This window comes from Marinagarivorans algicola (genome assembly GCF_001292705.1).
In the GTDB taxonomy this organism is placed as follows: Bacteria; Pseudomonadota; Gammaproteobacteria; order Pseudomonadales; family Cellvibrionaceae; genus Marinagarivorans; species Marinagarivorans algicola.
Window position 1 is genome coordinate 1 of record NZ_LGAK01000031.1, and the last position, 13,114, is coordinate 13,114.

11 protein-coding genes are annotated in these 13,114 nt (G+C 42.3%); 9 read left to right on the forward strand and 2 right to left on the reverse strand.

The features are described 5' to 3' along the window. Positions 1-384: 384 nt before the first annotated feature. From AC438_RS11165 to AC438_RS11205, 9 genes are all read left to right on the forward strand, one after another. Positions 385-939, forward strand: coding sequence for a hypothetical protein (locus tag AC438_RS11165; protein WP_053981346.1), 555 nt, complete (start codon positions 385-387; stop codon positions 937-939). 1,029 nt (positions 940-1,968) lie between these two features. Beyond that, complete coding sequence (locus AC438_RS11170; RefSeq protein ID WP_053981347.1) at positions 1,969-2,253, forward strand: STAS domain-containing protein; 285 nt, start codon at positions 1,969-1,971, stop codon at positions 2,251-2,253. 117 nt (positions 2,254-2,370) lie between these two features. Next, positions 2,371-2,733, forward strand: coding sequence for a response regulator (locus AC438_RS11175; protein ID WP_053981348.1), 363 nt, complete (start codon positions 2,371-2,373; stop codon positions 2,731-2,733). Positions 2,734-2,803: 70 nt separating this feature from the next. Then, positions 2,804-5,194 (forward strand): chemotaxis protein CheA, encoded by a 2,391-nt coding sequence (locus tag AC438_RS11180; RefSeq protein WP_053981349.1) that lies wholly within the window; start codon positions 2,804-2,806, stop codon positions 5,192-5,194. Between the two features lie 12 nt (positions 5,195-5,206). Further along, on the forward strand, positions 5,207-5,764 hold the full coding sequence (locus AC438_RS11185) for a chemotaxis protein CheW (protein ID WP_053981350.1): 558 nt from the start codon (positions 5,207-5,209) through the stop codon (positions 5,762-5,764). Between the two features lie 81 nt (positions 5,765-5,845). Beyond that, positions 5,846-8,578 carry a methyl-accepting chemotaxis protein gene (locus AC438_RS11190; protein ID WP_053981351.1) on the forward strand — a complete coding sequence of 911 codons (2,733 nt, stop codon included), beginning with the start codon at positions 5,846-5,848 and terminating at the stop codon, positions 8,576-8,578. Positions 8,579-8,671: 93 nt separating this feature from the next. After that, positions 8,672-9,526: a CheR family methyltransferase gene (locus AC438_RS11195; protein WP_238376372.1), complete on the forward strand. Its 855-nt coding sequence runs from the start codon at positions 8,672-8,674 to the stop codon at positions 9,524-9,526. 11 nt (positions 9,527-9,537) lie between these two features. Further along, complete coding sequence (locus AC438_RS11200) at positions 9,538-10,119, forward strand: hypothetical protein (RefSeq protein ID WP_082354117.1); 582 nt, start codon at positions 9,538-9,540, stop codon at positions 10,117-10,119. A gap of 150 nt (positions 10,120-10,269) precedes the next feature. Beyond that, positions 10,270-11,319, forward strand: a complete 1,050-nt coding sequence (locus tag AC438_RS11205) for a protein-glutamate methylesterase/protein-glutamine glutaminase (protein ID WP_053981352.1) — start codon at positions 10,270-10,272, stop codon at positions 11,317-11,319. Positions 11,320-11,361: 42 nt separating this feature from the next. Here the strand turns inward: AC438_RS11205 and ampE are convergent, their stop codons facing one another. Both ampE and ampD read right to left on the reverse strand, forming a co-directional pair. Next, the gene (gene ampE, locus AC438_RS11210) at positions 11,362-12,231 is read right to left on the reverse strand and encodes a regulatory signaling modulator protein AmpE (RefSeq protein ID WP_053981353.1); all 870 of its coding nucleotides are present in this window, start codon (positions 12,229-12,231) and stop codon (positions 11,362-11,364) included. A 176-nt stretch (positions 12,232-12,407) separates the two neighbouring features. Beyond that, on the reverse strand, positions 12,408-13,010 hold the full coding sequence (gene ampD / locus AC438_RS11215) for a 1,6-anhydro-N-acetylmuramyl-L-alanine amidase AmpD (RefSeq protein ID WP_082354118.1): 603 nt from the start codon (positions 13,008-13,010) through the stop codon (positions 12,408-12,410). Positions 13,011-13,114: the final 104 nt, after the last annotated feature.

Genomic DNA, 13,114 nt, shown 5'->3' on the forward strand with positions numbered 1-13,114 from the left:
ACATAAAGAAAAGTTAAGAGTACTGCTCAGCGGTGGATTTCAGGGTTTCTGTTAAACCTAAATTCCAAACGCTTTTACTATAGATTACTTAAAATGGAATCAGGAGCTGTAGTGAAGATTTTTGGGGTCATTTTTTAAGTGTTCCAGTTTTCGATAAATAGCCGATACAACAAGAGGGCGTGTAGAGGTTCTTTGGGCGTACGATGATTTTTACATGTTAAATTAAAAAGGCCAATCAAAAATCAGAGAGATACTTGGTGAACTTAGCAGTAAACAAAAAACAGCGCAATTCTACCTTCACTGTGTTGATTGTTTTATGCTTTTCCGCTACGCTCGCTCAAAACAATCAACTCCGCTCCGGCGGCTTGGCGGGTGTTAACTGGTATGAAAAATTTAGTCATATATTTAAACATCATTGCCTTGCTCTTTGCTTTACCATTATGGGCTGATCAGCCTCGCAGTAGCGACTTGCATATCTGGGCAGAGAATGACAATGTCTATGTATTGCATTCACACAAAGCTATAGCCTGGACAGTTGAAACTTCCGAAATAAAAATTGTAACCAAGGCTACAGGTGAAGAGGTTTTTTCTGCTGATACAACGCCTTTCACAAAATTGGTTTCAGTTGAAAACGGTAGGTACTTTGCGGGGCTGTCAGATCTTCAGGCAGGCTCTCTTTCTCACGGATACAACTTTGCGCTTTTTACTCCTGATGGTGAGTTTTTGTCTAAAGTATTTGTTTCAAGAGATGCGGGTTACTGTGAAAAGGTGCGGCAGTCTGTATCGCAATATCTTGGTTGGTTCGCAAGAGAACCTCGTATCAAACTTGTTAGGTCTGAAGGGAAGGTATCTAAAATAATCGTCCAGCCATATTATCACGATTCAAAACCCTGCGAGTTACCGATTGGTGTGCATATTATACATCTAGAAAAGGAGTGAAAAACAGTTTGCAATATGGTCAAGCTGATGTCTATTTCGTCAATTGTTTAATATGGCGCCTTTGTGCTCTAGCGTTGGGAGGTGTGGTGTTTACGCCTTTAGAATTAGGCTGGTCAGAGTGAGTCTAGTATGATCGATATTCTAGCTAATAAGCTGTTAGAATATCGAATGAGCTATGAATAAATACACGGTTGACTGTGTTGATTTTTAAACAGAATTGGATTTTTGAAATGGCTATTTAGCTATTGTTGAACCTGATGTGGTTGAGTTTTTTGGTAAAAATTTAGACGCTTTCTGGAAATCTACTTAGACAGGCATGCCAAAAAGAAAATGACACTAAGTTTTATCGACTATTGTATCGCCACGCCAAAATAATCGCTAACAACGCATTAATGCAATAAAAAGCATAAAGAACCCAGGCTAATAACGTAGGGTTATGTGCTTGGGTAGGAGTGGCGGTGGGTGATGCGGTAAAAACTTATGGTGGTTGGGTATTGGGCGGCGCGCTTGGGTCTTTTGCCTGTGTTTGGCGAATAAGGCTGACGTGAAGGGATTCACTAATGCAGTGGGAGCAGGATGCTCAAGAGCTGCCCGTCCAATCGACTAAGTCAATATAATCTTCTAGACCAAAAATAATGCCTGATTGCTCAGTATTTTTAAGGCTGCCTTGACGTGCATGGATGCACTAATACTGAAATATTAGGAGAGCAATGCCAGTGCAGCCTAGGCTTTTTAACCGTTTTTTATAGATACCCCTCACGCGCAAGCCATCACGGCTTTTCGCTCAGCTTTAGAGCGCTTCTTGTCGCTTGTGCCTTGTGCAATCTCGCGTCTTTAAATAAGCAATACCAGCGCTTATTGGGTGCTATGGCGTCATTGCAGGTACGACAAAAACGATAATCAGTAAGCTCCTATTGTTTGTCTCATAAAAAGACAGGGGAGTTTGGTAGCGCAAATGGCATCGGCAGCTACAATTAATAGACGTAATGACTGAGTCCCCCGTTATTTAAAATTGACAATGAGGTTGATATGTCTCGAAAAGTGGAGTTTGAGCTACCAGAGCTGCTAACTATTACTCATATTCAAGCGCTGCATGAACAACTTGAGGCGTTACTCGGCGATCAAGATAATGAGGTTATCGTTGCTCAAGGGGCAAAAGTAGGGCGTGTGGATACTGCGGGCTTACAGTTGTTGCTGGTTGCAAAGACGGCAGCAAAAGAACGGCAAATTGATTGGGTTTGGGAGGCGCCTTCTGATGTGCTCAAAGGCGGGGCTAAGCTGTTGGGGATGACTCAGCGATTGGATATTCATTAAATTCCCATGTTGCACCTTCATTGTTTAGCCGCTAAGTCTATTAAGCAGGCTGCTTTGAGTATGCTGTCGTTGGTGCGCTAGCATAAGGTAAGGTGTACTTTAAAAGGCGAAAGATATATGGCGCGAATAATAGCCGTTGATGATTCGGCCTCGATGAGGCAGATGGTCTCTTTTACATTGCAAGGTGCTGGACACGATGTGTTTGAAGCTTCAGATGGCGTAGAGGCCTTGAAAGTAGCCAACGCAACCGATGGCGTTGATCTTGTTATTTCTGATATCAATATGCCAAATATGGATGGTATCTCATTGATTAGAGAGCTCAGGCGCTTACAGGCCTATAAATTTACTCCCATCTTAATGTTAACGACAGAGTCCAGTACCGATAAAAAAATGGAAGGCAAAGCGGCAGGGGCTACGGGTTGGATTGTTAAGCCTTTTAACCCTGACCAACTGTTAACCACAATAGGGAAGGTGCTCTAGCTTGTGAATATCAACAAAAATCGCCGTATGTGTTGATGTCTTGAGTATCCGTTTTTAAAAAGGTAGGCGCATGGCTATTGATCTCAAGCAGTTCCATCAAATTTTTATCGAGGAGTGCGCCGAAGGTTTAGATGTTATGGAGGCGTCGTTAATGGCACTGAATGCCCATAGCCTCGATAGTGATACCATTAACGCTATTTTTCGCAGTGCACACTCGATAAAAGGCGGAGCAGGAACCTTTGGTTTTACTGCTTTGGCTGACTTTACCCATGTTTTAGAGACATTACTTGATGAGGTGCGTTCTGCTGTTAGATCATTCAATCATGAACTGATTGATTTATTGTTAAAGTCAGTGGACTGTATGCGTAATATGCTTGAATTAATTCAGCAGGGGCGCAACGAATACACCGCTGCAGCGACAGACCTAAAGCGCATACTCGAGCAATTTTTAGCGCCCGTGTCGGTTGTCACTCCTGATAATGGCACGGGTTCTGGTGAGCAGACTCGCTCACACGATATTCATCATGATCAATGGTTAATTACCTTTTCCCCGCATAAACATTTTATGCAAACCGGAAACGACCCGTTACGCATCGTGCGTGAGTTGGCTGAGCTCACGGTTGATGGCAGCATCCATGTGACCCTGATTGACTGCTCAACCTCATTTATCTGTTATACCCCTGATGAATGCTATTGCACTTGGGAGATAATATTATCAGGTGCGAATATTGATGCTCTTATTATTAAAAAAGTCTTTGAGTGGGTTGTTAATGATTGTGATTTGTCTATTAAACCACATGCGCGGTTGTTACCTCAAAGTGATGCTCAGCCATCTATTTGGTGTGTAACATTCTTGCCGGATCCGCGCTTATTTCAAACAGGCAATGATCCTCTGCGAATTTTTAGTGAGCTTGATCGAGAATGCGAGTTAATATCATGCTGTATAAGTACGCAAAAATTACCATCTTTACACCTGATGGACAGTGAAAAATGCTATTTAAGTTGGCGTTTATGTCTTGCTGGTAATGTAGAAAAAAGTGTTATTGAAGAGGCTTTTGAGTGGGTGACAGATGAGGCTGATATTACCATAGAAAGGCATTTGCAAACTTCTGAGATGATATCGTCATGCAATAATCATCTATCTGAGCTAGGCACTATTGATGGTGAATCACGTCAGGAGTCCATGGTGAGTGCAGCGCCGCAGGTAGGTCGTGAGCCCTCGAAGTTATCCTCAAAAAAATCAAGGCTACCAGAAGCGTCCTCTATACGGGTAGGTACTGATAAAGTTGATAGTTTAATTGATATGGTGGGTGAGTTAGTCATTACTCAGTCGATGTTAGGGCAATTGGGTGAAAATTTTGACATGCAGCATTTGCCTAAGCTTATCGAAGGGTTAAATCAATTAGAGCAAAATACGCGAGAATTACAAGAAAGCGTCATGCGTATTCGCATGCTACCAATGAGTTTCACATTTAGTCGTTTTCCTCGTATGGTTCGCGATTTAAGTCAAGAACTCAATAAAAAAATCGATCTAGTATTATGTGGAGAAAGTACTGAGCTTGATAAAACAGTAATGGAGAAAATTGGCGATCCATTAGTTCACCTTGTCAGAAATTCTATTGATCATGGTATTGAATCTCCTGCAGAACGGCTATGTTCCGGAAAGAAAGAAGAAGGCACAGTGACACTGAATGCTTACCATCAAGGCGGCCATGTTGTTATTGAGGTCACCGATGATGGAAGAGGGCTTGATAGGGATAATATTGCTAAAAAAGGTATTGAGCGAGGCCTTTTAAGTGAGCAAGAAGCTTTAGAATGCACCGATGATAAAATATTTGATTTGATTTTTCAGCCTGGTTTCTCTACGGCTAAAGCCGTAAGTGCGCTGTCGGGGCGTGGCGTAGGTATGGATGTTGTTAAGCGTAATATTCAAGTTCTTAACGGCACGATCGAAATAAGTTCTGTGAAAAATGAAGGAACAAAAATAAAAATAAGCTTACCTTTAACGCTGGCTATTTTAGATGGTCAGCTGGTTCGAGTTGGTTCTGAAATTTATGTTTTTCCGTTAGTCTCTATTGTTGAATCTATACGTTATTGTAGTGATTTAGTAAGTGGTATTGCGGGAGGATTTCGTGTGCTTAAGTTAAGAGATGAGTACGTACCTATTGTTGAGCTAGCTGAAATCTTGGGGGGTAAAAAAATAGAAGATTATAGTGCCGCGTTAATGGTTGTGGTAGATTGTGATAGCTTTAAAGTCGCTATGGTTGTTGATGAGCTTATGGCGCAGCAGCAGGTTGTTATTAAAAGTTTAGAAAAAAACTACAAGCCTATAGAAGGTATATCCGGCGCAACTATTTTAGGTGATGGAACGGTGGCATTAATTATTGATACTGTTGGCGTTGTTAAGTTGGCAGGCGCAGAAAAACTGCATCATAAATATTCATTATGCAAAACCGGATAGGAAGAAATACTTATGCAAACAGGCAGTATCAATGCAATGACCGAAGAGAGTAGTGAGCCTTTATCACAGCAATACCTAACATTTATTATGAATGGTGAGGAGTATGGCGTTGATATTTTATGTGTGCAAGAGATACGGGGTTGGGAACCTGTGACACCACTGCCCAATGCGCCCAGTCATATTAAAGGGGTAATCAACCTAAGAGGTACAATTGTACCTATTGTGGATTTGCGTCAGTGCTTTGGCTTGAGTGCAATTACCTACAGTGCGATTACTGTGGTTATTGTTTTGAAGGTCAGTCATGAGGAGGGTTGTCGTATTATGGGTGTTGTTGTTGATGCTGTATCTGACGTATATACGCTATCAAAAAAAGAGATGAAAGCACCGCCAAATTTAGGTAGTACTATCGAAACAGAGTTTATCGAAGGGTTTGTGTCAGTCGGCCAAAAAATGATTGTTCTGCTTGATATTGATAAATTATTGATTGTCGATGAAATGCCTGAATTGGCAGGTATGAATGATCTTGCGATTGAGAAATATAATTACGACAAGGATAAAAACTTGTTATAAATTATATTCACCTTCTTTTATTAATGCTTATTCTTTAAGTGCCGCTATATTATCTTAAAAAATCGGTTTTTGGACGTTAACATGAATGCAATTAAAAAATTTTTGAACGGCAATAAGGCGTCTTCTAATATTACCTTTGCTTTACATCAATCTCAAGGTGTTATCGAACTCGATATGTCATCTGGCCGGATTAAAACTGTGAATTCTTTTTTTTGTAATCTGTTAGGTGTACCTGCAAGTCAGTTAATGGGTGTGATGCTGGATGAGTTGTGTGCTAATACCGAATTATCGGCTTATATTGCCTTGCAAAGCCGAGTTGAAACAGCATCTAATAATGCAAAAATAATGGCTTGCTTGTCCTGTGGTGAGTATAACCCCGTTTGGATTTGGTTGCATTTTGTCCTCGTTAAAAATGATTTTGGTGATGTTGAGGGTATTGTTGTTTTTGCTCATAATGCTGATTCAGATAAAAAAAATATTGATGAAAATAATAAGTACTCAACTTATGCAAGTGCTTTAAATGCATGTCAAGTTGGAATTATATTGGCAGATCATTCTTTTGATGTTGTTTATGTTAATAATTCTCTCAAGGCAATGTTTGTAGGTCATGAATATAATATAAATTCGGTTATTCCAAATTTTAATGTTGAGGAAATAATAGGTAGCAATGTCAATATTTTCTACGGGAATATTGATTTAAAGTGTACCTTATTAAAGGACTTAAAAGAGCCTAGGGTGGTTGATTTTAAACTAGGTAACCTTATTTTTAGTGTAACGGCAAGCCCGTGGATCGAAAATGATGTGTGTTTGGGTACTGTGTTTGAATTGTATAATAAAACACAACAAGTTGATGCTGAAAATAAGTTGGCTGCTATTGCTCAAGAAAATTTCCGAATTCGTCAAGCGCTAGATGTGTGCGATACAAGTGTTATGTTGGCCGATCAAGATTTAAAAATTATCTATCTCAATAAAGCCGTTAGCCAAATGTTACATGCTAGACAGCAGCAAATACAAGCAGTAATTCCCTGTTTTAATTCAAATGATTTACTGGGTGTATGCGTAGATGAGTTTCATCAATCGCCCGATCATCAGCGGCAATTTTTAGCGACGTTAACAGTACCCTATAAAACAGATCTATCGCTTGGTGAGCTAGTTTTTGGTTTGGCTGTAACCCCTCTATTTGATAGCGATGGATTACGAATAGGTACAGTCGTTGAGTGGAAAGATAAAACACAAGAAATTGCTGATAGAAAAAAAGAGCAAAATACCGCACAAGAAAACACTCGTGTCAAACAAGCCTTAGATACTGTATCGGCAAGTGTTATGATTGCCGATGGCGATGCTAATATTATTTATATGAATGATTCATCTGTGGCAATGATGAAAAACGCTGAAGCCGATTTAGCTCGAGTTTTAAAGGGGTTTAATGCAAGCGAGCTGCTGGGTAAAAATATTGATATGTTTCATCAAAGACCTGAGCATCAGCGTCACTTAATTGCAAACATAACATCTACCTACAAAGGTAAAGCGGAGGTGGCAGGGCGTTCTTTTTCGGTTATTGCTAATCCAATTTTAGTCAATGGTGAGCGTTTAGGGACTGTGGTTGAGTGGGAAGATAAAACAGCAGAAAAGAATATTGAAAAAGAAATTGATACTATGCTAGAAGCTGCTTTAGAGGGAGATTTCACTAAGCAATTAACACTAGCAGACAAAGAAGGTTTTTTAGCTGATGTAAGTAAAGGGTTGAATACACTGGTCTCAACTATCGAAATTTCACTGAATGATGTATTAAGAATGTTAGGGGCAATGGCAAAAGGTGATTTGTCCGAGCGCGTCACGCGAAATTATCAAGGCGCTTTTGGGCAGTTGAAGGATAATGCCAATACAACAGCCGATAAATTGAGTGAAATTATTGGGGATATAAGAATGTCTTCCAGTGAGATCACGCGTGCAGCGAATGAAATATCAGTCGGTAATGCTGATTTAAGTCAGCGCACCGAAGAGCAAGCCTCTTCATTAGAAGAGACCGCATCGAGTATGGAAGAGATGACATCAACGCTTCGCCAGAGCTCGATACATACTCAGGCGGTTAGTCGCTTTTCTGGAGAGGTCAAAGAAAAGGCCGCCGCAGGGGGTGCTGTTGTCTCTAAGGCAGTAAAAGCGATGGAGGCTATTAATACGTCCAGCAAAAAAATTAGTGATATTATCAGTGTTATTGATGAGATTGCTTTTCAAACCAATTTATTGGCATTAAATGCAGCTGTAGAGGCGGCGAGAGCCGGTGAGCAAGGACGTGGATTTGCGGTGGTTGCCGGGGAGGTTCGAAACTTAGCGCAGCGTTCAGCTGGAGCGGCAAAAGAAATAAAAGCTCTGATTCGTGACAGTGTTGTCAAAGTAGAAGATGGTCGAGCGTTGGTTCATGCATCTGGTGATACGCTTTCGGAAATTGTCGAGTCTGTAGAAAAAGTGAGTCATATGATGGGTGAAATGGCCGATGCTGCCGTTGAACAGGCAAGCGGTATTGAGCAGGTCAACACCGCCATATCACAAATGGATGAGATGACGCAGCAAAATGCTGCCTTGGTCGAAGAGGCATCAGCTGCTGCTCAAGCAATGGCTGATCAGGCGCGTGCAATGAATACCGTGGTTGATTTTTTTAGTGAGGATGGGGGTTCTGGTTTGCGGCCAGATGATACGATCCCTTTAATGGGGCAATCTGTATATCAGCATAATTCGGCGGCCACTCTAGGACGCGATGCTGCTGGGCTTAACACTTTTACATCAATCAATGATGATGATTGGGAAGAATTTTAGGTGTTGGAGCTATTAAAATTGATTAATGGTGTCATTCATAGAGGGTGGACTCAAAGCGGTTGTCATATCATTTCGCATTGTAGGTGCTAGTACATGAATAGCGATCTTCAGAAATATAATCAAATGAAGTGCTACGCTAGTCGTGAATTTGAAATGACGTATAGTAGCTTTACAATAATGCGTGATATTGCCTATCAATTAACGGGTATAGTATTGTCTGATCATAAACAGAATATGATCTATGCACGCTTGTCTCGTCGGCTTCGGGTATTGGGCGTGAATACATTTGATGAATATTGCCGCTTGTTAACGGTGGGGTCGACAGAGCTCAATGAATTTGTTAACGCGATCACAACAAATTTGACAGCTTTTTTTAGAGAAGAGCATCATTTTAAATATCTTAAAGCACATATCTTGCCTGTGTTACATAAAAAAAATAAACACTCATCTCGATTGCGTATTTGGTCGGCTGGGTGCTCAACCGGGGAAGAGCCTTATAGTATAGCGATGGTGTTATCATCTCAAACCATGTTTGAAAGTTGGGATGCGAAAATTTTAGCGACCGACCTAGATTCGAGTGTTGTCGCTAAAGGGCGTGAGGGAGTCTATAGTGAAGAGCGTTGTGCCAGTATCCCCTTGCAATACACGCAATATTTACAGCCACATCTTGCGCCGGGTCAGAGGAGTGTGTGTGATGACATCCGGAGAAAAATCGTTTTTAAAGAATTAAATTTATTAGAGGCTTGGCCGATGAAGGGGCCGTTCGATATTATTTTTTGCCGTAATGTAGTGATTTACTTTGATAAAGAAACGCAGAAAAAATTATTTTCTCGTTATGCTAGCTTATTAAGTGATGGGGGGTACTTGTTTATTGGCCACTCTGAGAACATTCATCAGGTATCACAAGATTTTAAACCACTAGGGCAAACGATTTATCAAAAGATATAGGCTTTTTATTCATGGCTGATTTAAAGCCTATCACTGTGCCTGCTGCGGCCGAAGGGTTTGAGTATATTCGGCGCTTTTGGGATGAAAGCGCTCAAGTCGTTACCGCTAAAATACTCCCTGGGCAGTGCTATGTTACTCAGCAGCAAGAAGTCATGACGACGGTTTTGGGCTCTTGTGTTACAGCATGCATTCGGGACCCAGAGGCCCAAGTCGGGGGGATGAATCATTTCATGCTGCCGTTACAATATGGGTCGGTAGGGATTTCGCGTGCCGATACAATAGGTTCCGCATTGTGTTATGGCAATTGGGCTATGGAGTACCTTTTAAAGTCAATACTTAAGCTCGGTGGTCGAAAAGAGCGTTTAGAAATAAAGCTGTTTGGCGGTGGGCGAGTATTGACCGGTATAACGTACATTGATATTGGGCAGCAAAATATCCAATTTGTTTTAGAATATTTAATGGAGGAGGGCTTAAAGGTAGTTGCGCAAGATATGGGCGGTATTTACCCTCGAAAGATATTGTATTGCCCATTATCAGGACATGTCAAAATGAAAAAGCTGAAAGTTGTTGGTGCGAGGGAGCTCGTGAAATAAGAGCAGGTATATACAAAGCGTGTTACCTTTCGTCGCGACGCATCGAAGTAGGGTTGTATTGCAGTGCTTCAACAGACGGTGACTAATAAAACGGGTTGAGTTGTTAGTGACTCGCCGCGCGCGCTATCAATGAGCCTTGTGGACGTGAGTATGGAGCAAAAAAAAGTTAAAGTCCTTATTGTCGATGACTCTGCATTGATTCGATCTTTGTTGAGTGCAGTGATTAATGAAGACCCCCGCCTAGAAGTGGTTGCAACAGCTAATGACCCTTTTGACGCACGCGAGAAGATAAAGCATTGGATGCCTGATGTGATTACGCTCGATATTGAAATGCCAAAAATGAATGGCATTGCTTTTTTGAAAAACTTAATGCGTTTACGGCCAATGCCTGTTGTGATGATTTCTACGTTAACACAAGCCGGCGCGCCAGCAACGCTTGAGGCCTTAGCGCTTGGTGCAGTTGATTACGTTGCAAAACCCCATAGCGATGACCCGCAAGCCTTAGCTCATTACGGTCAATCGGTGTGTGAAAAAATATATTGGGCCTCTCAAGCAAATATCGCAAACTTGGTATCTACTGATTTTACCGCGCTAAAGATGCCACCAAAAGCTGCACGGGGCACGCTGAAGGCGGGGTTTTTGTGTGCTATTGGTGCCTCAACAGGGGGAACCGAGGCGATAAAAGCTATTGTCTCGCAATTGCCTGATGATGCACCTCCTATTGTGATTGCTCAGCATATCCCAGCGGCTTTTAGTCAATCTTTTGCAAGGCGGATGAATGCCTGCTCAGCGATGACGGTTCATGAGGCTGAGCATCAACAGCCTATTGAGCGAGGCCATGCTTACCTTGCGCCAGGTAGTGCGCATTTACTGGTGAAGCGTATAGGGGCAGGATATTGGTGTCATCTCGATACTGGGCCTGAAGTCAATCGCCACAAACCTTCGGTCGAACCCTTATTTGATTCTGCTAGCGAAGCGGCGGGTAAACGTCTTATGGCCTTGATACTCACAGGTATGGGAGCCGATGGCGCCGCAGCGATGCGGCGAGTTAAGGAGCGTGGCGCCTATACTGTCGTGCAAGACGAGCAATCCTCTGTGGTCTGGGGAATGCCGGGAGCCGCATTTAAATTAGGTGCAGCCTGCGAAGTCTTGGCGTTAGAGAAAATGAGCTTGGCTATTATGCGGCAAAGTCGACGATAGTTCATTTTTATGTCAAGAGACTAACCTCAATATAGCGCCTCATTACAGAATAAACACAATAGCTATACAGCCAACCCAAAACCAGAGTGTACGCGTTTGTAGTTGCTGTAGGGCTTCGAGTTCTCGGCGTGTAATTTCTTGTGTTTGAGGTATGTCATGATCAACGGCTAGGGCGCCTTCAAGGCTTTGGAGTAGGACATCTTGATTGCTGATATTTTTAGTGTTGGATTGCTTCCAGGCATGCATACAGCTTGTAAAGTTACCAGTTACCGCATATGTAAGCCCTAAGACTCGCACCGCAGGCCACTCAATAATAGCGATCAAGCGGGTAAACTCACGATGTGTTTTGGTGTTTGTATGAGCTGAGCGAGGAACCACTTGCTGTAGCCAAAGGTGACACAGGCGATAACAGATAGCGCCTACAGGCCCAAATAAGGCAAACCAAAAGACCACAGCAAAAAAACGCTCAAAACCTTGATAGTTGGCTTGCGATAAAAAACTTTTGTTGAGCTTAGCCCAGTGATTGGACTCTATGCTGCTAACAGGGGTCTGAATCGCTTGTGCGGCCAAACAGGCTTGGTGCCAATCGCCTTTGGCTTCTGCGACAATAAAATCGGTAATGTGACGTGTTAACTCCCCTCGGCCAAAGCTGTACAGTAAAACCGCACATGAAAAAACAATATATAAAAAATGATTGTATTGATGCAATGTGCTCGATACCGCAAAAGTAGCAATAGAGACCAAGCTGATGACAATAGAGAAGTTAATGGTTGTATCGTTAATATCTATTTTGTGTAGCCAATGGCTAAGTTGAGTGTCGAGGGTGATAAGCCATGCATCATATTGCAGCGGGTTACTGGATTTCCAAAGCTGCTTTAATGTAATGGCAATGAGTAAGCTGAATAGAAGCAAGGTCTTATCCTTAGGTTAAAGTCAAAGGGGTTAAAGTCAAAGGGGTTAAAGTCAAAGGGGTTAAAGTCAAAGGGGTTAAATCAAAAAAAGAGTAAAAGCCAAAGGTTAATCTTATCACCTTTGCTGTTATAGCATTACATAGGCACGTTTTTTTACCGAGTGCAGACCGTGTATGTTTATGCCAAGGCCGATTTATAGCGTTGCCAGTCGAAGCTTGGACCTGGGTCTGTTTTTCGGTTAGGGGCAATATCTTGATGGCCAGTAATTCGATGAGGTGTGATAAGAGGGTAGAGCTGTTGCAATACTTTAGTGAGGCGGATGAGCGAGTGGTATTGGGCATCGGTATAAGGGATATCATCGGTGCCTTCTAACTCTATGCCAATACTGTAATCATTGCAGTTATCCTGGCCCTCAAAAAGCGACTGCCCAGCATGCCATGCACGCGCTTCAAAGCTGACAAACTGTATGACTTTGCCTGTCCGCTCGATGAGGCAATGCGCAGAGACTTGCAGTTCACCAATGGTTTTGAAGTAAGGGTGTTTGTCGATGTTGAGGGTATTGCAAAAAAATGCCGGTATGTCATTAGTGCCAAACTGTCCCGGCGGTAAGCTGATGTTATGAATCACTAGCAAACTCACAGGGCATCCTGATGGCCGTTGGTTAAAGTTAGGGCTGGGGCAGTGTTGTGTGTCGCAGAGCCAACCGGTTTGGCCGCTGTTGAGTAACGAGGGGGGGAGATGTGATGAGCGGTGTTGTGAGTGCTGTGTTTTTTTCTTCATGACAGATCTGTCGAGTGAAGGTTGAAGGTGCCAAAGCCTTACACCGGAGTTTCTGTGTGTAGAGGCTTTGGCACTTTTAAAAAAAGAATGAAGAGGTGAAAGCG

Excerpts from the sequence above, each read along its gene's own strand:
- AC438_RS11165 (WP_053981346.1), top strand. The coding sequence starts at position 385 with ATGAAAAATTTAGTCATATATTTAAACATCATTGCCTTGCTCTTTGCT.
- AC438_RS11170 (WP_053981347.1), top strand. The coding sequence starts at position 1,969 with ATGTCTCGAAAAGTGGAGTTTGAGCTACCAGAGCTGCTAACTATTACT.
- AC438_RS11175 (WP_053981348.1), top strand. The coding sequence starts at position 2,371 with ATGGCGCGAATAATAGCCGTTGATGATTCGGCCTCGATGAGGCAGATG.
- AC438_RS11180 (WP_053981349.1), top strand. The coding sequence starts at position 2,804 with ATGGCTATTGATCTCAAGCAGTTCCATCAAATTTTTATCGAGGAGTGC.
- AC438_RS11185 (WP_053981350.1), top strand. The coding sequence starts at position 5,207 with ATGCAAACAGGCAGTATCAATGCAATGACCGAAGAGAGTAGTGAGCCT.
- AC438_RS11190 (WP_053981351.1), top strand. The coding sequence starts at position 5,846 with ATGAATGCAATTAAAAAATTTTTGAACGGCAATAAGGCGTCTTCTAAT.
- AC438_RS11195 (WP_238376372.1), top strand. The coding sequence starts at position 8,672 with ATGAATAGCGATCTTCAGAAATATAATCAAATGAAGTGCTACGCTAGT.
- AC438_RS11200 (WP_082354117.1), top strand. The coding sequence starts at position 9,538 with ATGGCTGATTTAAAGCCTATCACTGTGCCTGCTGCGGCCGAAGGGTTT.
- AC438_RS11205 (WP_053981352.1), top strand. The coding sequence starts at position 10,270 with ATGGAGCAAAAAAAAGTTAAAGTCCTTATTGTCGATGACTCTGCATTG.
- ampD (WP_082354118.1), bottom strand. The coding sequence starts at position 13,010 with ATGAAGAAAAAAACACAGCACTCACAACACCGCTCATCACATCTCCCC.